This is a genomic window from Arthrobacter sp. KBS0702 (assembly GCF_005937985.2).
Lineage (GTDB): Bacteria > Actinomycetota > Actinomycetes > Actinomycetales > Micrococcaceae > Arthrobacter.
On record NZ_CP042172.1, the window covers coordinates 1,738,479 to 1,758,932 of the forward strand.

The 20,454-nt window shown below is 68.1% G+C and carries 20 protein-coding genes; 9 read left to right on the forward strand and 11 right to left on the reverse strand.

The window, feature by feature from the left end:
* Positions 1-48 precede the first annotated feature (48 nt).
* Positions 49-306 (forward strand): preprotein translocase subunit SecG, encoded by a 258-nt coding sequence (gene secG, locus FFF93_RS07970; protein WP_138769393.1) that lies wholly within the window; start codon positions 49-51, stop codon positions 304-306.
* 112 nt (positions 307-418) lie between these two features.
* The gene (locus FFF93_RS07975) at positions 419-814 is read left to right on the forward strand and encodes an RNA polymerase-binding protein RbpA (protein ID WP_138769392.1); all 396 of its coding nucleotides are present in this window, start codon (positions 419-421) and stop codon (positions 812-814) included.
* Here the strand turns inward: FFF93_RS07975 and pgl are convergent.
* The 6 genes from pgl to tkt all read right to left on the reverse strand — a co-directional run bounded on the left by pgl (position 767) and on the right by tkt (position 9,050).
* Positions 767-1,585, reverse strand: a complete 819-nt coding sequence (gene pgl / locus FFF93_RS07980; protein ID WP_138769391.1) for a 6-phosphogluconolactonase — start codon at positions 1,583-1,585, stop codon at positions 767-769. The genes FFF93_RS07975 and pgl overlap by 48 nt on opposite strands.
* A complete protein-coding gene (locus FFF93_RS07985) occupies positions 1,575-2,516 on the reverse strand; it encodes a glucose-6-phosphate dehydrogenase assembly protein OpcA (protein ID WP_138769390.1) in 942 nt (313 codons plus the stop codon). Before FFF93_RS07985 ends, pgl begins: the two co-directional genes overlap by 11 nt.
* On the reverse strand, positions 2,513-4,075 hold the full coding sequence (gene zwf / locus FFF93_RS07990) for a glucose-6-phosphate dehydrogenase (protein ID WP_138769389.1): 1,563 nt from the start codon (positions 4,073-4,075) through the stop codon (positions 2,513-2,515). Before zwf ends, FFF93_RS07985 begins: the two co-directional genes overlap by 4 nt.
* A 15-nt stretch (positions 4,076-4,090) precedes the next feature.
* Positions 4,091-5,740, reverse strand: a complete 1,650-nt coding sequence (locus tag FFF93_RS07995; protein WP_138769388.1) for a glucose-6-phosphate isomerase — start codon at positions 5,738-5,740, stop codon at positions 4,091-4,093.
* Between the two features lie 6 nt (positions 5,741-5,746).
* On the reverse strand, positions 5,747-6,865 hold the full coding sequence (gene tal, locus FFF93_RS08000) for a transaldolase (RefSeq protein ID WP_138769387.1): 1,119 nt from the start codon (positions 6,863-6,865) through the stop codon (positions 5,747-5,749).
* Between the two features lie 67 nt (positions 6,866-6,932).
* Entirely contained in the window at positions 6,933-9,050 is a 2,118-nt protein-coding gene (gene tkt, locus FFF93_RS08005; RefSeq protein WP_138770474.1) for a transketolase, read from the reverse strand.
* Positions 9,051-9,573: 523 nt separating this feature from the next.
* Here tkt and FFF93_RS08010 point away from each other — a divergent pair.
* Positions 9,574-10,536, forward strand: coding sequence for a heme o synthase (locus tag FFF93_RS08010; RefSeq protein ID WP_138769386.1), 963 nt, complete (start codon positions 9,574-9,576; stop codon positions 10,534-10,536).
* A gap of 14 nt (positions 10,537-10,550) precedes the next feature.
* Here the strand turns inward: FFF93_RS08010 and FFF93_RS08015 are convergent, their stop codons facing one another.
* From FFF93_RS08015 to FFF93_RS08030, 4 genes are all read right to left on the reverse strand, one after another.
* Entirely contained in the window at positions 10,551-11,210 is a 660-nt protein-coding gene (locus FFF93_RS08015; protein ID WP_138769385.1) for a DedA family protein, read from the reverse strand.
* Positions 11,211-11,327: 117 nt separating this feature from the next.
* Positions 11,328-12,272, reverse strand: coding sequence for a heme A synthase (locus FFF93_RS08020; RefSeq protein WP_138769384.1), 945 nt, complete (start codon positions 12,270-12,272; stop codon positions 11,328-11,330).
* Between the two features lie 7 nt (positions 12,273-12,279).
* Positions 12,280-13,065: an ABC transporter permease gene (locus FFF93_RS08025; RefSeq protein ID WP_138769383.1), complete on the reverse strand. Its 786-nt coding sequence runs from the start codon at positions 13,063-13,065 to the stop codon at positions 12,280-12,282.
* Positions 13,062-14,027, reverse strand: a complete 966-nt coding sequence (locus FFF93_RS08030) for an ABC transporter ATP-binding protein (RefSeq protein WP_138769382.1) — start codon at positions 14,025-14,027, stop codon at positions 13,062-13,064. Before FFF93_RS08030 ends, FFF93_RS08025 begins: the two co-directional genes overlap by 4 nt.
* A 114-nt stretch (positions 14,028-14,141) precedes the next feature.
* Here FFF93_RS08030 and FFF93_RS08035 point away from each other — a divergent pair, with 114 nt between their 5' ends.
* The 6 genes from FFF93_RS08035 (at position 14,142) to FFF93_RS08060 (ending at position 19,370) form a co-directional block, all read left to right on the forward strand.
* Complete coding sequence (locus FFF93_RS08035) at positions 14,142-14,972, forward strand: helix-turn-helix transcriptional regulator (RefSeq protein ID WP_395858428.1); 831 nt, start codon at positions 14,142-14,144, stop codon at positions 14,970-14,972.
* Positions 14,972-16,435 carry a Fe-S cluster assembly protein SufB gene (gene sufB, locus FFF93_RS08040; protein ID WP_138769381.1) on the forward strand — a complete coding sequence of 488 codons (1,464 nt, stop codon included), beginning with the start codon at positions 14,972-14,974 and terminating at the stop codon, positions 16,433-16,435. The genes FFF93_RS08035 and sufB overlap by 1 nt, the downstream gene beginning before the upstream one ends.
* On the forward strand, positions 16,435-17,721 hold the full coding sequence (gene sufD / locus FFF93_RS08045) for a Fe-S cluster assembly protein SufD (RefSeq protein WP_138769380.1): 1,287 nt from the start codon (positions 16,435-16,437) through the stop codon (positions 17,719-17,721). Before sufB ends, sufD begins: the two co-directional genes overlap by 1 nt.
* 29 nt (positions 17,722-17,750) lie before the next feature.
* Positions 17,751-18,110 (forward strand): non-heme iron oxygenase ferredoxin subunit, encoded by a 360-nt coding sequence (locus tag FFF93_RS08050; protein ID WP_138769379.1) that lies wholly within the window; start codon positions 17,751-17,753, stop codon positions 18,108-18,110.
* A gap of 116 nt (positions 18,111-18,226) precedes the next feature.
* A complete protein-coding gene (sufC, locus tag FFF93_RS08055; RefSeq protein ID WP_138769378.1) occupies positions 18,227-19,024 on the forward strand; it encodes a Fe-S cluster assembly ATPase SufC in 798 nt (265 codons plus the stop codon).
* Between the two features lie 13 nt (positions 19,025-19,037).
* Positions 19,038-19,370, forward strand: a complete 333-nt coding sequence (locus FFF93_RS08060; protein WP_138769377.1) for a metal-sulfur cluster assembly factor — start codon at positions 19,038-19,040, stop codon at positions 19,368-19,370.
* Between the two features lie 142 nt (positions 19,371-19,512).
* Here the strand turns inward: FFF93_RS08060 and FFF93_RS08065 are convergent, their stop codons facing one another.
* Positions 19,513-20,397: a neutral zinc metallopeptidase gene (locus FFF93_RS08065; RefSeq protein ID WP_138769376.1), complete on the reverse strand. Its 885-nt coding sequence runs from the start codon at positions 20,395-20,397 to the stop codon at positions 19,513-19,515.
* Positions 20,398-20,454: the final 57 nt, after the last annotated feature.

Sequence of the window (20,454 nt, forward strand, 5' to 3'; positions counted from 1 at the left end):
CCGGACACAGCTACTGGCCCCCGCAATCCCCTCTTCTGAAAGGCCGTCGTGGACGTTCTTCATGTCATCCTGCAGGTGCTGCTGGGCATCACCAGCCTCCTGTTGACCTTGCTCATCCTGCTTCATAAGGGTCGTGGCGGCGGTCTGTCCGACATGTTCGGCGGCGGCATGAGCTCCGGGCTCAGCTCCTCGGGTGTTGCCGAGCGGAACCTCAACCGCTTCACGATTATCCTTGGCGTCACCTGGGGCGTTGTCATCATTGCCCTCGGCCTGCTGATGCGTTTGAGCACGGGCGGCGACTCCTAACTACGCGCGTCGTCAAAACTTCATAAGGGCCTTGCGGCCCTCCCCGCATCGGGAACTCCAGGAATAAACTGTCGCTGGCAAACATCACCAGCCGACTAGCCAGGAGTTCCCGATGCTGCATTCTGCTTCCGGATTCAGGGGCATCCGCGTTGGTGCCGTCGCCGGCGCCCCGGCCCGCCACGAGCCGCTCGACGGCGGCGGCGTCGGCCAGCCCCGGATCGGCGTCACCTACCGGTGTGCGAAGGGCCATGAGACGGCCTTGGTGTTCGCGAAGCTCCCGGAAGACCAGATCCCTGGCGTCTGGGACTGCCGGCGCTGCGGCGGGACTGCGACCCGGGACGAGTCCCGCTTCGCGCTGGAGGACGAGCCCGTCGAAGGCTTCAAGAGCCACCTGGAATACGTTAAAGAAAGACGCTCCAGCCAGGACGCCGAAGACGTGCTGGCCGGAGCGCTGGAGAAGCTACGCGCCCGACGCGCCCTTCCGGACGAGTTGCTCGGGGACGCGTGAGGCCGCGTCCTCATCGATCAGCCACAGAGTCTGGAAGCGCCCGCGCGGCCCCGCCGCCGGGACATGGACCGGGTTGGCGCCGGCCAGGGCCAGGCCCACGGCGCCGGCCTTGTCGTCGCCGGCCACCACCATCCACACTTCGTTCGCGGTGTTGATCGTCGGCAGCGTGAGGGACAGCCGTGCCGGCGGCGGCTTGGGGGAGTTGCGGACGCCGACGACGGTCAAGTCCTTCTCCCGGATTCCCGCCTGCTCGGGGAAGAGCGAGGCAACATGGGCGTCGGGGCCAACGCCCAGCAGCACAATATCCAGCCGCGGCAGGCGGCCGGGTTCCTCCGGGCGGTCATCGGACATGTCGGCGGCGTGCTCGGCGGCGGCCGCCTCGGCGAGCCGTCGGGCGTAGTCGGCCGCGGCGTCCTCGGGGGTGTCGAAGTCGTCCGTGGAACCGGGGACGTGAACGCGCGCCGGGTCCACGTTGATGTGGGCCAGGAGCGCCTCGTGTGCCTGGCGGGCGTTGCGGTCGGCGTCGTCAGCGCTGACAAAGCGTTCGTCGCCCCACCAGAAGTTCACCTTGGACCAGTCCACCGCGGGAGCGGCCGGCGACTCGGCGACCGCCTTGAGCGAGCCGATGCCCATCGTGCCGCCGGTCAGCACCACCGTCGCCTCGCCGTGCTTGTCCTGGATGTCCACAAGCTTGGTGATCAGGCGTGCCGCGATCGCGGCCATCAGGACCGTCGAGTCAGGATGGATGCTTACTCTGGGGTCAGCGCTCACTGGGACGGACACTCCTTAGGTTGGTACGCGGCAGTCCAATAGTAATCACTTCGCCGAAGACTTCGTCCGGGTCCAGGCGCCGCAGCTCCTCGGCCAGGCAGTCCTTGAGGCTGCGGCGCGGCAGCGAGATGCGCTGGGCGGGCTGGCCCGGCTGCGTCAGTTCGGCGACGGTCAAGCCGGGCCGGAACAGCTGCACGTCGCCGCCGGTGCGGGACAGGCGTACCCGCCGGATGCCGGTGCCGGCCGGATCGGCCACGATGGTCACCGGCGCGTCCAGCGCTAGCGTGAGCCACGCCGCGAGCAACAGGGTGCTGGGGGAGTCCGAGGCGCCTTCGACCGCGACGGCGGTGACCGGGGACGCGTCCACCTGGTCCAGGACCGCGGCCAGCTGGATCCGCCAGTTGGTCAGGCGGGTCCAGGCCAAGTCGGTGTCGCCGGCCTTGTAGGTGCTGCGGAGATTCTCCAGCGCCGCCTGCGGGTCCGCCTCGTTCGCGGAGTCCGTGATCCGGCGGTGCGCGATCCGGCCGATCGACGTCTCGCAGGCGTTCCGGGGCGCGCCGTGCGGCCACCAGGCCACGATCGGGGCGTCCGGAAGGAGCAGGGCGGCCACCAGGGATTCACTTTCCTCCGCGAGCTCACCGTAGCCGCGGAGCAGGATGACCTCGGACGCGCCGGCGTCGCCGCCTACGCGGATCTGGGCATCAAGCCGGGTGGGCTTCGAGGCGCCAGCGTCGGCGAGGACGATGATGCGGCAGGGGTGCTCGCGGCTCGCCTCGTTGGCGGCCTCGATGGCCTCCTCCTCGAGACCGGACTTGGTCACGACCACGAGGGTCAGCACGCGGCCGAGGGCGATCACGCCGCCCTGTTCTCGCAGCGCCATGATCTTCTTGGAGATCTTGGAGGTTGTTGTGTCTGGAAGATCTACGATCATGGCCTTCTCCAGGTCCGTCCGTCGCGGGCGAGCAGTTCGTCGGCAGAGGCCGGGCCCCAGCTTCCGGGGGCGTATGGCTCGGGTTGTTCGTTCAGGGACGCCCAGTAGTCCTCGAACGGGTCCAGGATCTTCCAGGAGAGCTCGACTTCCGCGTGGCGGGGGAACAGCGGAGGCTCGCCGAGCAGCACGTCCAGGATGAGCCGTTCGTACGCCTCGGGGCTGGACTCGGTGAACGAGTGGCCGTAGCCGAAGTCCATCGTGACGTCCCGGACTTCCATCTGCGTGCCGGGGACCTTGGAACCGAAGCGGATCGTGGCGCCCTCATCGGGCTGGACCCGGATCACCACGGCATTCTGGCCGAAGTCGTCCTCGCCGTGGTCACGGAACAGCAGGTTGGGCGCGCGCTTGAAGACGACGGCGATTTCCGTCACCCGGCGTCCCAGCCGCTTGCCGGCCCGCAGGTAGAACGGCACGCCGCTCCAGCGCCGGGTGTTGATGTCCACCCGGATCGCCGCGAAGGTCTCGGTGGTGGAATCGGCGGGGATGCCTTCTTCCTCCAGGTAGCCCTGGACCTGCTCGCCACCCTGCCAGCCGCCGGTGAACTGCCCGCGCGCCGAGTGGGTGGAGAGATCCTCCGGCAGGCGGACGGCGGCCAGGACCTTTTCCTTCTCGGCGCGGAGGTCGTCCGCGTTGAAAGAGATCGGCTCCTCCATGGCGGTCAGGGCCAGCAGCTGCAGCAGGTGGTTCTGGATGACGTCGCGGGCCGCGCCCACGCCGTCGTAGTAGCCGGCGCGGCCGCCGGTGCCGATGTCCTCGGCCATGGTGATCTGGACGTGGTCCACGTAGTTCGCGTTCCAGAGCGGTTCGAACAGCTGGTTGGCAAAGCGCAGCGCCAGGATGTTCTGCACCGTCTCCTTGCCGAGGTAGTGGTCGATCCGGAAGACCGCGTCCGGCGGAAAGACCGACTCCACAATGTCGTTGAGTTGGCGGGCGGACTCGAGGTCGTGCCCGAACGGCTTTTCGATCACGACCCGGCGCCACTTGTCGCCCTCGGCCTGGGCCAGCCCGTGCTTGGAGAGCTGGCGGCAGACGAGCTCGAAGGCCTTCGGCGGGATGGAAAGGTAGAAGGCGTGGTTGCCCCGCGTGCCGCGCTGCTGGTCCAGTTCGTCGATCGTCTCGCTGAGCCGCTCGAAGGCGTCGTCGTCGTCGAACTCGCCCTGGACAAAACGGATGCCCTCGGAGAGCTGCTTCCACACTGTCTCGTCGAAGGGGGTCCGGGCGTAGCTCTTGACGGCCGCCTTCACCTCGGCGGCGAAGTCCTCGTTTTCCCACTGCCGCCGGGCGAACCCGACCAAGGCGAAGCTGGGGGGCAGCAGCCCGCGGTTGGCCAGGTCGTAGACGGCCGGCATGAGTTTCTTCCGGGCGAGGTCACCGGTGACGCCGAAGAGCACCAGGGAGGACGGGCCGGCGATGCGGTTCAGCCGGCGGTCCCGCGGGTCCCGGAGCGGATTGCGCCCCCGGCCCGCGGACTTGCGGCCGCCGTTTTGCGAGAGTGGCATGGTTGCTGTGGTGCCTTAGCTTTCGGTGGTGGATGCGGGGCGGCCGGCCATCGAACTGGCGGCCAGCGCGGAGACGAGGCCCCGCAACTGGCGGACGCCGGCGGCACGGTCCGTGAGGTGGAGGCGGAGCACGGGCCGGCCGTGTTCACTGAGGACCTGCGCGTCGCCTGCGGCCTGGGCGGAGATCAGCTCACCAAAGGTGAAGGGACGCTCCGGGATGGCGAGGTCCGTCGCGGACGCCGCCGTGACCTGCAGGAACACGCCAATCGCCGGGCCGCCCTTGTGGAACTGTCCGGTGGAGTGCAGGAACCTCGGTCCCCAGCCGAACGTGACGGGACGGCCGCTGAGGGCGGCCAGTTCGTCCCGGATCCCCTCGAGCGGCGCGTAGCTGAGCCGGTCGAAGTAGGCCTGGACGCTGAGGTAGCCGTTGGCGCCCAGCTGGCCGAGCAATGCGCTGACCGCTTCGGCAGCGGTGCCCGCGCCGCCCAGCCAGTCGCCGCCGCGGACCTCGATGGCGCCGTCGGTGAAGCTGGCCGGCGTCGGCTCCGGCTGCGCGTCCAGCAGCCCGCGGGCCGCCACCTTCGCGGCTTCGACGTCGGGCTGGTCGAAGGGGTTGATGCCCAGCAGCCGTCCCGCGACGGCGGTGGCGAACTCCCAGGTCATCATCTGCGCTGCCAGGCCGCCGGCGATCGCCGCCTCGTTGGCGCCGAGGTCGACGTCGGCGTCGGCCGCGACCAGACGTATCACCAGCACGTCGTCTGCGCCGCCGGTGACCTCCGGGGCATCCGGGCCGGCGACGACCGGCAGCACGCCGGTGCCGAGCTTGCCCGTGGATTCCGCGATGAGCTGTTCAGCCCAGTCGGCGAAGCCCACGATCCCGGAGCCGTCCTCGGCGATGACGATCTTGTCGCGTAGCGGATTGGTGCCGCCCAGTGCGGCGCCGAGTGCGAGTCCGATGTTCTCCTCGCTGTCGTCATTGAGGATCTCGGCGGTCTCCTCGGCCTCGTCCAGGAAGGCCTGGATGTCCACGCCGGCCAGCCCGCACGGCACCAGGCCGAAAGCGGTGAGCGCCGAGTAGCGGCCGCCGACGTTGGGGTCGGCGTTGAAGACGGCCCGGTAGCCGGCTTCGCGGGATGCCTTGTCCAGCGGAGAGCCCGGGTCGGTGACAATGATGATCCGGCTCTTCGCGTCGAGCCCGGCCTCGGTAAAGGCGTGCTCGAAGACCCGGCGCTGCGAATCGGTCTCCAGGGTAGACCCCGACTTCGAGGAGACCACGATGGCGGTCTCCGCGAGGCGGTCCGCCAGGGCGGCAGCAACCTGCTCGGGGTCGGTGCTGTCCAGCACCGTCAACTCGACGCCGGCGGTTCCGGCGATGACCTCGGGGGCGAGCGAGGAACCGCCCATGCCGCACAGGACAATCCGGGTCACGCCTTCGGCGCGGAGCGCGTCACGGAGCGCCAGGATCTCCGCCACGAGCGGCTGGGAGACGGTGGCGGCCTCCACCCAGCCGAGCCGGACCGCGGCCTCGGCTTCGGCGTCGGGACCCCACAGGGTGGCATCCTTGGCAAAGATCCGGGTGGCGACCCGGTCCTCCAGCAGGGCGGGCAGGTGCTGTTCGTGGGCCTGGCGGGCGGCGCCCGTGGCGTCGTAGCTGAGAGTGGTCATGGGGGACTATGCGTCCTTCCGTGCAGCGGCGAGGGCGCCCTCGACGTCGGCCAGCAGTTCCTTCCAGCTTGCCACAAACTTGTCGAGGCCTTCGGACTCGAGTACGGCGACGACCTCGTTGTAGGAAATGCCGAGGGCATCGAGGGCGTTGAGCGTGGCGTTAGCGTCGTCGTAGCCCCGGGTGATGGTGTTGCCGGTGATGGCGCCGTGGTCGTAGGTGGCGTCCAGGGTCTTCTCCGGCATGGTGTTCACGACGCCGGGGGCGACGAGCTCGGTGACGTACAGGGTGTCGGGGTAGGCCGGATCCTTGACGCCGGTGGACGCCCAGAGCGGGCGCTGCGGGCGTGCGCCGGCCTCGGCGAGCAGGGCCCAGCGCTCGGTGGAGAAGAGCTCCTCATAGACCTGGTAGGCGAGGCGTGCGTTGGCGACGCCGGCCTTGCCCTTGAGTGCCTTGGCCTCCGCGGTGCCGATCGCGTCGAGGCGCTTGTCGATTTCCGTGTCCACGCGGGAGACGAAGAACGAGGCGACCGAGTGGATCTTCGAGAGGTCGTGGCCGTTCTCCTTGGCCTGCTCGAGTCCGCTCTGGAAGGCGTTGATCACCGCGCGGTAGCGCTCGAGCGAGAAGATCAGGGTCACGTTGACGCTGATGCCGCTTGCCAGGGTGGCGGTGATGGCCTCGAGGCCCTCGATCGTGGCGGGGATCTTGATCAGGACGTTGTCCTTGTTGACCTGGCCGTAGAGTTCCTTGGCCTCGGCGATGGTGCCGGCGGTGTCCCAGGCGAGGCGGGGATCCACCTCGATGGAGACGCGGCCGTCGACGCCGTTCGTCGCTGCGGCCACCGGGGCGAACAGCTCGCAGGCGTCGGCGACGTCGGTGGTGGTGATCGCGAACACGGTCTCGTCCACGCTGGCGCCCGAGGCGGCCATTTCACGGATTTTGGCGTCGTAGTCCGTGCCGGTGGTGATCGCGGCGTGGAAGATGCTCGGGTTCGTGGTGACGCCGACGACGTTCTTCTCTTCGATCAGTTTGCGCAGCGTCCCGGTTTCGAGGCGGCCGCGGGAGAGGTCATCGAGCCAGATGGAAACGCCGGCGTCGGATAGCTGCTGGGTGGGGGTGGTGTTCATGGTTCACTCCTGGAGTCTGGGGCCGCCGCCGCAGGGGCGGCGGCCCGGAATGCGTGAAGTTGGGGGGTCAGGCCGTGAGGCTGGCGAGGGATTCCTTGGCGGCGGCGGCCACGGCCTCGGCGGTGATGCCGAATTCCTGGAACAGGCGCTTGTAGTCGGCCGAGGCTCCGAAGTGCTCCAGGCTGATGGAGCGGCCGGCGTCGCCGACGAATTCCTTCCAGCCCAGGGCCAGCCCGGCTTCGACCGAGACCCGCGCCTTGACGTTGGCCGGGAGCACCGCCTCGCGGTAGGCGGCGTCCTGCTTGTTGAACCATTCCACGCACGGCATGGACACGACCCTGGTGGGGATGCCCTCGGCCTGCAGGGCGTCGCGTGCTGCCACAGCGAGCTGGACCTCGGAGCCGGTGCCGATCAGGATGACCTGCGCCTCCGCGGTCGCGCCGCCGGAGGATGCCTCGGCCAGGACGTAGCCGCCCTTGGCGACCCCGGCGGTGGAGGCGAAGGTATCGCCGTCGGCGTCGCCGGTTCCGCGCTCCCAGGTGGGGATGTTCTGCCGGGTCAGCACGATCCCGGCGGGGTTGGCGTGGTTTTCGAGCATCGCCTTCCAAGCCGCGGCGACCTCATTGGCGTCCCCGGGACGGACGACGTCAAGGCCCGGGATGGCCCGCAGGGAGGCAAGCTGTTCGACCGGCTGGTGGGTGGGGCCGTCCTCGCCGAGGCCGATCGAGTCGTGCGTCCAGACGTAGAGCGAGGGGACGCCCATCAGGGCGCCGAGCCGGATGGCCGGGCGCTGGTAGTCGGAGAAGATCAGGAAGGTGCCGGAGAAGGCCCGGGTTGCCCCGGCCAGGGAGATCCCGTTCACGATCGACGCGGCGGCGTGTTCGCGGATGCCGAAGTGCAGCACCCGGCCGTACGGGTTGCCCTTCCACGCCTCGGTCTGCCGGGAGGCCGGGATGAACGACGGCGAACCTTCGATCGTGGTGTTGTTCGACTCGGCAAGGTCGGCGGAGCCACCCCACAGCTCGGGCATGACCGGGCCGATCGCGTTCAGGACCTTGCCGGACGCGGCCCGCGTGGAGACGTCCTTGCCGGCTTCGAAGACCGGCAGCGCGGCGTCGAACTCAGCCGGAAGCTTGCGGGCCTCGACGCGCTCGAGCAGGGCGGCCGCCTCGGGATTGCCGGACTGCCAGGCCTCGAACGCCGCCTGCCATTCGGACCGGGCCGCGGCGCCGCGGGCCTGCGCTTCGCGGGTGTGGGCCAGAACCTCCTCGTCAACCTGGAAAGACCGCTCCGGGTCGAAGCCGAGGACCTTCTTCAGGCCGGCGACTTCCTCCGCGCCGAGCGCCGAGCCGTGGATCTTGCCGGTGTTCTGCTTCTTCGGCGCCGGCCACCCGATGATGGTGCGAAGCGAGATGATGGACGGCTTGCCGGTCTCGGCCTTGGCGGCGAGCAGGGCGGCGTGCAGTTCGGGCACGTCCTCCTTGTATTCGCCGGTGCGGGTCCAGTCGACCCGCTGGGTGTGCCAGCCGTAGGCCTCGTAGCGGGCCAGGACGTCCTCGGTGAACGCGACGTCGGTGTCGTCCTCGATGCTGATGTGGTTCTCGTCGTAGATCACCACGAGGTTGCCCAGTTCCTGGTGCCCGGCGAGCGAGGACGCCTCGCTCGTGACGCCTTCCTGCAGGTCGCCGTCGGACGCAATCACCCAGACGGTGTGGTCGAACGGGCTGGTGCCGGCGGGAGCGTCGGCGTCGAACAGCCCGCGCATCCGGCGCTGGGAGTAGGCGAAGCCGACGGCGGACGCCAGGCCCTGGCCCAGCGGGCCCGTGGTGATCTCCACCCCGGCCGTGTGCTTGTACTCCGGGTGACCGGGGGTCAGGGAACCCCAGGTCCGCAGCGCCTGGAGGTCCTTCAGCTCCAGGCCGTAGCCCGAGAGGAAGAGCTGGATGTAGAGCGTCAGGGAGGTGTGGCCGGGGGACAGGACGAACCGGTCGCGGCCCAGCCACTGCGGGTTCGCCGGGTCGTGGCGCATCAGCTTCTGGAAGAGCAGGTAGGCGGCCGTAGCCAGGCTCATCGCGGTGCCGGGGTGGCCGTTACCGACCTTCTCCACGGCATCCGCCGCGAGCACCCGGACGGTGTCCACGGCCCGGGCGTCCAGATGAGTCCATGACAGTTCTTGCTCTTCCAAATGTGGCACGAAAACCGGGCCCCTCTCTGTGCTGACGGCCGGTGGCACGAGGTTCCCTCTGTGTTTTCCCGCTGGGGGATCTAACTCGGGGCCTTCCGCCGGGGCACAGTTCGGTGCCCGCCGCGGTTCGTACCAGCCGTTCACCATCGAATCGTTGATCTATCATTGCGCCGCATGCACGGGGCCGTGAGCGCCGTTGGGGCGCCGGCCCGTGCGTGCTGATCTGTGAGACAGCTTAGCCCCATTCCACCTGCCGGGCAGGGTACATCTCAGGAATTGGACCGGTTTTGGGCTTATATGAATCACCGTGTGCCGCGGCGGCGGTGAGGCCGTGTTAATCAGTCGGACTCATGCGGGCGCCTTCGGGGCCGGAACGCAGCTGCCACCACGGTATGATGGTGGCTGGCCACCCATGGGGGCGAGGACACGCCTGTGCGCTGAGCGTGGACCCCCTCCGAATGCAATGCGCCGGACTTAGGCGCACTGCGACGACCAGCCGGACTGAACAGCCAGACAGAACAGAGTGACTGCCACCGTGAGCACAACAGAAACGCCGCTTAACGCCTCCCAGGCCCCGGCCCGGATCGGCTTCGCCCGCAAAGCCAAGGCCTACCTGGCGCTCACGAAACCCCGGGTAATCGAACTCCTGCTGGTCAGCACCCTGCCCACCATGATCTACGCCGAGCGCGGCTTCCCGTCCCTCGGCCTGATCCTGGCCACCCTCGTCGGCGGCGCGTTTGCCGCCGGCAGCGCGGGGTCCTTCAACTGCTACATCGACCGGGACATCGACAAGCTCATGCACCGGACCGAAAACCGTCCGCTGGTCACGGGGGAGGTCACCCCGCGCGAAGCACTGGTCTTCTCGTGGCTTCTCGGCGCGGCCGCCATCGCGATCCTTTGGTTCGGCGCCAACCCGCTCTCGGCCTGGCTGGGACTCGGCGCGATCGTGTTCTACGTCGTCATCTACACGATGATCCTCAAGCGCCGCACCGCCCAGAACATCGTCTGGGGCGGGGCTGCCGGCTGCTTCCCGGTGCTGATCGCCTGGGCGGCGGTGACCAACACGGTGGAGTGGCCCGCCGTCGTCCTCTTTATGGTGATCTTCCTCTGGACCCCGCCGCACTACTGGCCGCTGTCCATGCGCTACGGCGAGGACTACCGGAACGCCAACGTGCCGATGCTCGGTGCCATCGCCGGCGCCAAGGTTGTCTCCGTGCAGGTGGTCCTGTACGCGTGGGCCATGGTTGCCTGCTCGCTGCTGCTGATCCCGGTCGGCGGCGCCGGCTGGGTCTACACCGTCACCGCCGTCGCCGCGGGCGCCTGGTTCCTGTACGAGTCGCACGCGCTCTACAACCGGGCCCAGGGTGGCGACGTCTCGAACAAGGGCGCCATGAAGGTCTTCCATGGCTCCATCAGCTACCTCACCCTGCTCTTCATCGCGCTGGCCGTGGACCCGTTCATCGGCTCCTCGATCATCGGCAGCTAGGCAGGCGCGGGAGGTCAGGGCTTTTCGGGGCCGGGCGGGTCACGGCGGTCCGCCGCTTCCGGAAGATCCCGCCGGGCCCGCCGCCCGCGCCGCAGATGCCAGATGACGAGTCCCAGGACCCCGAGCACAGCTATCGCCGCCGTGATGTCCCGGCCAGCCACCTTGGCCACGGCGTCATAGGAGTTGCCAGCAAAGAAGCCGAGCAGCACGAAGCCCGTTCCCCACACCAGTCCACCGGCGGCATTGAAGGCCAGGAACTTCGGGTAGTGCATTCGGGAGGCGCCGGCCAGGGCGGGCATGACGGCCCGGAAAAACGCCACGAAGCGGCCCAGGAAAACGGCTGAGCCGCCCCGTTGGCGCAGAAAGGCCTGGGCCCGGGCCAGGCCGCGCCGGCGCCGCTTCATCAGTTTGAAGTCCAGCAGGCGGGGACCCACGTGCTTGCCGATCTCGTAGCCCACGGTGTCCCCGGCAATGGCAGCGGTGACCACGACGGCGGCCATGCCCCACAGCGGCACCTCGCCGCGGCTCGCAATGACGCCGCCCAGGACCGCGGCCGTCTCACCCGGAATCACGAAGCCAATGAAGACCGCGTCTTCGGCGAACACCAGGCAGGCCACGAGCGTGAAGGCCAGCGCGGGACTCATATTCAGGAGGCTGTTGACGACTCCGTTCACGGCGCTGCCTTTCTCTCGACAAAGTCAGGCTACCGGCCGGCAAGCAACGCGGGGTCAGTTTCCGCCGGTCCCAGGCATCCGGACGGGCGGCAAGTGACCCCGCGCTGGAGTCTTCCGCTACTTGGCCGGGCTGCTGCGCGCGAGGTCGGCTGCGTTGGTGGATGCGCTCATCAGCAGGGCCGCGCCGAGCATGTGCGCGCCCACGAGCAGCGCGGGGATGCCGTTGTAGTACTGCGTGAAGCCGATGACAGCCTGCAGCACCGTAACGCCCAGAAGCAGGAACACGGCAGTGCGGAACGGACCCGTAATCCGGCCCCGGAGCACGAGGAACACGCCGAACAGGGCGCCGGCGGTCACGAGGTAGGCCGGAACGGCATGGATGTGCGAGAACAGATCCCAGTCCAGGTTGTTGCGCGGCGCGTTCGCGTCACCGGCGTGCGGGCCGGCGCCGGTCACGACGACGCCGAGGCAGACTGCCACGGCGGAGAAGAGCGCGACGGCGGCCAGCACCGGGCGTGCGGCACCCGGCAGGGCGGGAAGCTCCCGGGTCCGTGCCGCCCCGGTCCTTCCGTAGGCGCGGTTGACGAGCAGCGTGGCGAGCACCACGAGGGCCATCGAGACGAGGAAGTGCAGGCCCACCACCCACGGGTTCAGCTGGGTGAGGACGGTGATGCCGCCAATGATGGCCTGGGCCGGAATGCTGGCGAGCAGGCCGAGGGCCAGCAGGAAGAGGTCGCGGCGCTCCCTCCGGAGGTTCCACAGGTAGACCAGCATCATCACGGCGACGGCGGCCAGCGCGAACGTCAGCAGGCGGTTGCCGAACTCGATGAAGCCGTGGATTCCCATCTCGGGAGTGTTCACGAGCGAGCTGTCCGTGCAGCGCGGCCACGTGGGGCAGCCCAGGCCCGAAGCCGTCAGGCGGACGGCGCCGCCGGTCACCACCAGCACGGTCTGGCCGATCAGGGACAGCACGGCCAGGCGGCGGACCGTCTTGTCGACGGTGACGGGCAGCCGGGAGGAAATCCGGGACATGATCCGGGGAGGGCGGGATGCCGTACTCACAATTTTCTCAATTCCACTTGAACCAACGGGTTGCTGCGAGGCCGGCAACGGCGGTCCAGAGCAGCAGGACAAACACGGCGGCAGGGTTGACGCTGCCATGCAGGAAAGCATCCCGCAGCGCCTGGCCCAGCGCGCCGGAGGGAAGGAAGTGCACGGTGGCCTGGGCGAGCGCGGGGAGCCGCTCGGCCGGAATGACGATCCCGCCCAGGGCGCCGAGCAGGATCCAGAGCAGGTTGGTGATCGCGAGCGTCGCCTCCGGCCGGACCGTGCCGGCCACGAGCAGGCCGAGGGCGGTGAAGGCCGCTGCGCCAAGGACCAGCAGCGCGAACCCGGGCAGCAGCCCCGCGGCTGACGGCTGCCAGCCCAGCGGCAGGGCGACGGCGGTGACCACCAGTACCTGCAGCAGCAGCACCACAAGTACGGCAATCACCTTGCCGAGGATCAGGCCGGTCCGGCCCAGCGGGGTCGTGGACAGGAACCGCAGCACCCCGTACCGGCGGTCGAAACCGGTGGCGATGCCCTGGCCGGTGAAGGCCGTGGACATGGCGCACAGCGCCAGGATGCCAGGTACAGCGATATTGACGCGGCTGGAGCCGAGGCCGTCCAACAGCGGCGTGACGGTCAGGCCCACCAGGGCCAGCAGCGGCAGGATGACGGCCAGGATCAGCTGCTCGCCGTTGCGGAGCATGGTGACGGTCTCATACCGCCCCTGCAGCAGGACCCGGCGCAACAGGGGAGCGGGGGCACTGCCCAGCGGCGTGCCGGCTGTTGTTCCGGCGGGCGCGGAGCTCATCGGGTTTCCCTTCCGGAGATGTCGAGGAAGACGTCTTCGAGGCTGCGGGCCGCGAGGCTCATCGAGGCGGGCATGATGCCGCGCTCCGCCCACCAGGCTGTCACGGCGGCGAGATCAGCCGGGGTCAGCGCTCCGGTGGCGCTGTAGCTGCCGGCCCGCGTTTCCCGGACCTCGACGGCGTCCGGCAGCACGCCGGACAGATCAAGCCCGGGCTCGGCTTCGAAGAGGAGGGTGCGGACGTGCTGATCTGAGCCGGAGGTCAACTCGTGCCGCAGCAACTGGGCGACGGTGCCCTCCGCGACGTTCCGGCCGGCGTCGATGATGTAGACGTAGTCGGCCAGCCGCTGGGCGTCATCCATCAGGTGCGTGGTGAGGACGATGCCCATGCCGCGGTCCCGCAGTTCGGCAATCAGTTCGAACACCAGCTGGCGGGACTGCGGGTCCAAGCCGGCGCTTGGCTCGTCGAGGAAGAGCACCTCGGGGCGGCCAACCAGGGCCGCGGCGAGGGCGAGCCGCTGCTTCTGTCCGCCGGAGAGGCGCCGGACCGTGGTGCGGCTGAAGGTGTCGATGCCCAGCCGGGCAATGAGCTCGTCCACGGGCCAAGGGTCCTGGTACAGGCCGGCGATGTGCCGGAGCAGGGGGATGGGCCGGGCCGACGGCGGAAGGCCGCCGTCCTGGAGCATCACGCCGACGCGGGCGCGGAGTTCGGCCCCGGCGGTGTCGGGGTCCTGGCCGAGCAGGCTGATGCTGCCGCCGGTGCGCTTCTGCAAGCCTTGGGCGCACTCGATCGTCGTGGTCTTGCCCGCCCCGTTGGCGCCCAGCAGGGCGGTGACCTGCCCGCGTTCGGCAATGAGGGACAAACCGCTGACCACCCGCAGCATCTTGCCGTCAAGGCTGGGCAACGGGCCAACATCCTTGATGAGCCCGCTGATGGTCAGGGCGGGGGATTCGGGAGATCGCACCAAAGCATTCTACGCGATGTAGTAGGGCGTGGCCCGATGCGGGGCCGGGCGCAGGAAAGCCATGCCTTACTGGATCGAGGGAGTAAATTACGACATGATTGTGTTGTGTATTCCATGAGCCCAAGTACTTCTGCCGCGCCTGCCATGCGCGCTGAGTCGCGCGAGCCTGCCGGGGGCGCTGTTCCGCCGGCCACGCACGCCGCAGAAGCCGAGGACCGCACCCGGGACCGCGTCCTGGCTGCTGTGCTGGAGCACGGGCCCATCAGCGCCGCCGAACTTGGCGAGCTGCTGGGCTTCACCCCCGCGGCGGTTCGCCGCCACCTCGACCACCTCTCGCGCCACGGCGTGATCGAAGTCAAGCGCGTGGCCCGCGCGGGCGCTGGCGCGGGACGCCCGGCCCGCCGCTATGTGCTCAGCTCGCAGGGCCAGTCCACGTGGGGCAACGACTACCTCGACATCGCCAACTCCGCCCTGCGACGGCTGGGCGAAATGGCGGGCTCCGAAGCTGTCCGGGAGTTCGCCGTCGAGCGCTTCGCCGAAATGGAACGCCGCTACGCGCCGGAAATCGAGCAGGCGGGCCGCGATATCACCGCCCGCGCCCGCGCCCTGTCCGAGGCACTCAGCCGTGACGGTTTCGTTGCCTCGGCGCAGTCCATCGAGGCTAAGGCGCCGTTGCCGGCCGCGCTCTCCAGTGTGCAGCTGTGCCAGGGCCACTGCCCCATCCAGCAGCTCGCCGCCCAGTTCCCCGTGTTCTGCGATGTGGAGACCGAACTGTTCTCCCGGCTGGTCGGCGTCGACGTGCGCCGGCTCTCCACGCTCGCGCGCGGCGGCCATGTCTGCACCACCCACATACCTACGGGCCGTCCGGCCGCCGGCGGGGCTTCCAGCCCCGCGGGTGCGGGCAACCCGGACGAAGAATCCAACCATCTGCAAGAAAGGCCGTGATGACGGACCAACTATCAGAGAAGAAGGTTGCTGAATCCACTGTGATCTCGGAGATTCTGGAGAAGAATCCCGAGCTCCACGGAATTGGCACCTACGAGTACGGCTGGGCCGACAAGAACGACGTCGGCGCGAACGCCCGCCGTGGTATCGATGAGGACGTCGTACGTGACATCTCGGCCAAGAAGAACGAGCCGGAATGGATGCTGGACCTGCGCCTGAAGGGCCTGAAGTACTTCGACCGCAAGCCCATGCCCACCTGGGGCGCGGACCTCTCCGGCATCGACTTCGACAACATCAAGTACTTCGTGCGCTCCACCGAGAAGCAGGCCGCCACCTGGGAGGACCTGCCCGAGGACATCCGGAACACCTACGAGAAGCTGGGCATCCCGGAAGCCGAGCGCAGCCGCCTGGTCTCCGGTGTGGCCGCCCAGTACGAATCCGAGGTCGTCTACCACCAGATCCGCGAGGACCTGGAAGCCCAGGGCGTTATCTTCCTGGACACCGACACCGCGCTGCGTGAGCACCCGGAGATCTTCCAGGAGTATTTCGGCACCATCATCCCGGTGGGCGACAACAAGTTCGCCTCGCTGAACACGGCCGTGTGGTCCGGCGGTTCCTTCGTGTACGTGCCCAAGGGCGTCCACGTCGACATCCCGCTGCAGGCCTACTTCCGCATCAACACGGAAAACATGGGCCAGTTCGAGCGCACCTTGATCATTGCGGACGAGGATTCCTACGTCCACTACATCGAGGGCTGCACCGCACCGATCTACACCTCGGATTCGCTGCACTCCGCCGTTGTGGAAATCATCGTGAAGAAGGGCGCCCGCGTCCGCTACACGACCATCCAGAACTGGTCCACGAACGTGTACAACCTGGTCACCAAGCGCGCCATCTGCGAAGAGGGCGCCACCATGGAGTGGATCGACGGCAACATCGGTTCCAAGGTCACCATGAAGTACCCGGCCGTCTACCTCGTCGGTGAGGGCGCCAAGGGCGAGACCCTCTCGATCGCGTTCGCCGGTGAAGGCCAGCACCAGGACACCGGTTCCAAGATGGTCCACATCGCGCCCAACACCAAGAGCTCGATCATCTCCAAGTCCGTGGCCCGCGGCGGCGGCCGCGCCGCCTACCGCGGCCTGGTCCAGGTCCGCGAGGGTGCCAAGCACTCGGCCAACACGGTCCGCTGTGACGCGCTGCTGGTGGACACCATCAGCCGCTCGGACACCTACCCGTACATCGACATCCGCGAGGACGATGTGACCATGGGCCACGAGGCAACCGTCTCGCGCGTCAGCGAAGAACAGCTGTTTTACCTGATGTCTCGCGGCATGCGCGAAGACGAGGCCATGGCGATGATCGTGCGCGGCTTCATCGAGCCCATCGCCCGTGAACTGCCGATGGAATACGCCCTCGAGCTGAACCGCCTGATTGAACTGCAGATGGAAGGATCGGTCGGTTAATGACTGACATCACTACTGAAAAGGCCCGCATCGGCGCGCCCTCAGCCCAGCCGTTCATCAACGGTTTCACCGAGGAAGGCGAAAGCCTCTCGCCGCTGAACGCCGCGGAGTCCAAGTCCCCGCTGGGCGGCGAGGCCGTCAAGCGCCACTCGCACGGCGGCGGCGTCGGCATCCCGGACAGCTCACGCGCCGGCCGCCTGACCTCGTACAAGCTGGCGGACTTCAAGCCGCTGACCGGCATGGAGGAGGATTGGCGGTTCACCCCGCTCAAGCGCCTCCGCGGCCTCCACACCGAGGTCCTGAACGGTGCCGCGCCATCCGTGGCCGTCACCGGCCCGGACAGCGTCCGGATCGAGACCGTTGGCCGCGACGATGCCCGCATCGGCTCCGCCGCGATTCCCGAGGACCGCGTGTCCGCCAACGCCTGGGAGAACTTCAGCGAGGCCACCGTCATCACGGTCCCCGCCGAGGTCCAGGCCGAGGGCGAGGTCAGCGTGGTGCTGACCGGCCAGGGAACCGCGGCAGCGTCGCAGCACGTTGTCATCATCGCGGAGAAGTTCTCCAAGGCGGTGGTGGTGCTCGATCACCAGGGCACCGCCGTCGTCTCGGAAAACATCGAAATCCTCGTGGAGGACGGCGCTCAGCTGACCGTCATCTCGCTCCAGGAATGGAACGACGACGCCGTGCACGCGTCCTCCCAGCAGGCGAAGCTTGGCCGCGACGCCAAGTTCAAGCACATCGTCGTCAGCCTCGGCGGCGATCTGGTGCGCGTCACGCCGTCGGCCCGCTTCACCGCACCCGGTGCCGAAGCGGAACTGTTCGGCCTGTACTTCGCCGACGCCGGCCAGCATCTCGAGCAGCGCCTCTTCGTGGACCACGCAGTAGCCAACTGCAAGTCCAACGTGCTCTACAAGGGCGCCCTCCAAGGCCGCAACGCGCACACCGTCTGGGTGGGCGACGTCCTGATCCGCAAGGAAGCAGAAGGTACCGACACCTACGAGGCCAACCGCAACCTGGTCCTCACCGACGGTGCCCGCGCGGATTCCGTGCCCAACCTCGAGATCGAGACCGGCCTGATCGCCGGCGCCGGCCACGCCAGCGCCACTGGCCGTTTCGACGACGAGCACCTGTTCTACCTGATGGCCCGCGGTATCCCGGAAAAGGTGGCCCGCCGACTGGTGGTCCGCGGCTTCCTGAACGAGATCATCCAGCAGATCAAGGTTCCCGCCATCGAGGAACGCCTCACCGAAGCCGTCGAGCGCGAGCTCGCGGCAACGGAAAACTAGTGCACGGCACTAGAGAATAGGGACGACAAATGACGGAACAGCCAAAGGGCGAGTTGGTCTGCAGCGCCAGCGAGATCCAGCTCAAGCAGGCCCTGCGCATCCTGATCGACGACTACCCGGTAGCGGTCGTGAAGGACTCGATGGGGGAAATCCATGCGATCGGCGACACCTGCTCGCACGCGGACATCTCGCTCTCCGAAGGTGAGGTTGAAGGCTGCAAGATCGAGTGCTGGGGCCACGGCTCCCAGTTCGACCTGCGCAGCGGCCAGCCGCTTCAGCTGCCGGCCTACGACCCCGTGCCCGTCTTTGCCGTCACGATCGTGGATGACGACGTCTATGTGGATGTCAGCACCGTCCTGAACGGCGCCGAGGCTCCGAACCTCAGCTGACCGGGCCGGGGCCAGCACCACCAGCCCCGCTCGGCCGGCAGCCAGCAACACCCAAAAACTTATCGACGAGAAAACGCACCGCCGCCCCGGCAACGGTGCAGAGGAGAACCAGACACATGTCTACTCTTGAGATCAAGGACCTGCACGTCAGCATTGACACCGAGCAGGGCACCAAGGAAATCCTGAAGGGCGTCAGCCTGACCATCAAGACCGGCCAGACCCACGCCATCATGGGTCCCAACGGCTCGGGCAAGTCCACCCTGGCGTCCACCATCGCCGGCCACCCGCGCTACAACGTCACGAGCGGCACCATCACGCTCGACGGCGAGGACGTCCTCGCGATGAGCGTCGACGAGCGCGCCCGCGCCGGCCTGTTCCTGGCCATGCAGTACCCGGTCGAGGTTCCCGGCGTCAGCATGACCAACTTCCTGCGCACCGCCAAGACCGCGATCGATGGGGAAGCCCCGAAGCTCCGCACCTGGACCAAGGACGTCAAGGCCGCCATGGAGAAGCTGCGCATCGACGCCGACTTCACCCAGCGCAACGTCAACGAAGGCTTCTCCGGCGGCGAGAAGAAGCGGGTGGAGATCCTCCAGCTGGAGCTCTTCAAGCCGAAGTTCGCCATCCTCGACGAGACCGACTCCGGCCTCGACGTGGACGCACTGAAGGTTGTCTCCGAGGGCGTCAACCGTGCCCACGCTGACGGCAACATGGGCACCCTGCTGATCACGCACTACACCCGGATCCTGCGCTACATCAAGCCTGAATTCGTGCACGTGTTCGTGGACGGCAAGGTCGTCGAAGAGGGCGGCCCGGAGCTGGCCGACCGCCTCGAAGAAGAAGGCTACGACCGCTACCTGCCCGGTGCCGGAGCCGCAACCATCGCTGCCGCCGACGCCGCAGCACAGGCCTAGTTAGGACTACGCCATGACCGAAATCAACATGGCCCGCACGGGCCTGGAGGATGTCGAAGAGGCACTCAAGGATGTGATCGACCCCGAACTGGGCGTGAACATCGTTGATCTGGGCCTGCTCTACGGCCTCAAGTACTCAGACGACGACGGCGCCCTGCTGATCGACATGACGCTCACCACGGCTGCCTGCCCGCTCACCGACGTGATCGAGGAACAGGTGGGCAAGGCCCTGGACGGCATCGTCGATGACTGGCGCCTGAACTGGGTCTGGATGCCGCCATGGGGCCCGGAGCGGATCACCGAGGACGGCCGCGACCAGATGCGCGCCCTCGGCTTCAACATCTAGCTCCCATCGCCTTCCTGGCCTAAAACGACGGCGGGCCCACCTCCTGGAGGTGGGCCCGCCGTCGTCGTCCCATCGGCTGCTCCGCAGCGGCCCTTGTGGAGGCCCATAACGGCGGTTTGGGAGCGGTCGCCGGGTTACCGGGTCACGGGGTGGCGACCTTGAAGGTGTCGCACTGGTTGATGTCGCCCGTCTTGTAGCCCTGGTAGAACCACTTTTGCCGCTGCGCGCTGGAGCCGTGGGTCCAGGATTCCGGCGAGACCCGGCCCGTGGCTGCCTTCTGGATCCGGTCATCGCCCACCGAGGAGGCCGCGGACAGGGCATCCTGCAGGTCCTGGTCCTTCAACGGCGCGAGGAAGGGCTGGCCGGAGGCTGGATCTTTCGTGGTGGTGGCATACCGGACCCAGAGGCCGGCGTAGCAATCAGCCTGGAGTTCCACCCGCACCGCGCCGGACTGGGGGCCTTGCGGATCCTGCTGGGCACGGTCGATGTTGCCGAGCAGGTTCTGGATGTGGTGCCCGAATTCATGCGCCACCACGTACTCCTGGGCCAGCGGGCCGCCGGAGGATCCGAACCGGTCCACGAGTTCCTGGAAGAACCCGGGATCGAAATACGCCGTCTGGTCGGCGGGGCAGTAGAACGGGCCCACCGCCGACGTCGCCGAGCCGCAGCCGGTGTTAGTGGCCCGGTCGAAGATCACGGTCTGCGGCTGCGGATACTGTTTGCCGTACTGGGCCAGGTAGGCCGGCCAGAACGCGTTGAGGCTGTTCACCGTGCCATTGATCCGGCAGTCGAGCCGCGCATTGGCATCCGCGCCGGTCTTGCATGCCGGGGCCGTGCCCTGGCTTTGCGACTGGTCCGGTGTGGTGCCGGTCAGGCCTTCAAGAAGGCTGGGGTTGATGCCGAACAGCGCGGCCAGGAGCAGCACGATGCCGCCGCCGATCCCGCCGCCGATTTTTGTGCCGCGGCCCATGCCGCGGCGGTCCTGGACCTGCGACGGGTCCAGCTGGACGTTGTCATTGAAACTCATGCTGTCACAATATCCCGTGGCGGGTACGGGGGCGTCGCTCCCCGGTAAAGTTGGTCC

Excerpts from the sequence above, each read along its gene's own strand:
- FFF93_RS07985 (WP_138769390.1), bottom strand. The coding sequence starts at position 2,516 with ATGATCGTAGATCTTCCAGACACAACAACCTCCAAGATCTCCAAGAAG.
- zwf (WP_138769389.1), bottom strand. The coding sequence starts at position 4,075 with ATGCCACTCTCGCAAAACGGCGGCCGCAAGTCCGCGGGCCGGGGGCGC.
- FFF93_RS08025 (WP_138769383.1), bottom strand. The coding sequence starts at position 13,065 with ATGAGCTCCGCGCCCGCCGGAACAACAGCCGGCACGCCGCTGGGCAGT.
- FFF93_RS08060 (WP_138769377.1), top strand. The coding sequence starts at position 19,038 with ATGACCGAAATCAACATGGCCCGCACGGGCCTGGAGGATGTCGAAGAG.
- FFF93_RS08035 (WP_395858428.1), top strand. The coding sequence starts at position 14,142 with ATGAGCCCAAGTACTTCTGCCGCGCCTGCCATGCGCGCTGAGTCGCGC.
- sufB (WP_138769381.1), top strand. The coding sequence starts at position 14,972 with ATGACGGACCAACTATCAGAGAAGAAGGTTGCTGAATCCACTGTGATC.
- sufD (WP_138769380.1), top strand. The coding sequence starts at position 16,435 with ATGACTGACATCACTACTGAAAAGGCCCGCATCGGCGCGCCCTCAGCC.
- FFF93_RS08050 (WP_138769379.1), top strand. The coding sequence starts at position 17,751 with ATGACGGAACAGCCAAAGGGCGAGTTGGTCTGCAGCGCCAGCGAGATC.
- tal (WP_138769387.1), bottom strand. The coding sequence starts at position 6,865 with ATGAACACCACCCCCACCCAGCAGCTATCCGACGCCGGCGTTTCCATC.
- sufC (WP_138769378.1), top strand. The coding sequence starts at position 18,227 with ATGTCTACTCTTGAGATCAAGGACCTGCACGTCAGCATTGACACCGAG.
- FFF93_RS07995 (WP_138769388.1), bottom strand. The coding sequence starts at position 5,740 with ATGACCACTCTCAGCTACGACGCCACGGGCGCCGCCCGCCAGGCCCAC.
- FFF93_RS08065 (WP_138769376.1), bottom strand. The coding sequence starts at position 20,397 with ATGAGTTTCAATGACAACGTCCAGCTGGACCCGTCGCAGGTCCAGGAC.
- FFF93_RS07975 (WP_138769392.1), top strand. The coding sequence starts at position 419 with ATGCTGCATTCTGCTTCCGGATTCAGGGGCATCCGCGTTGGTGCCGTC.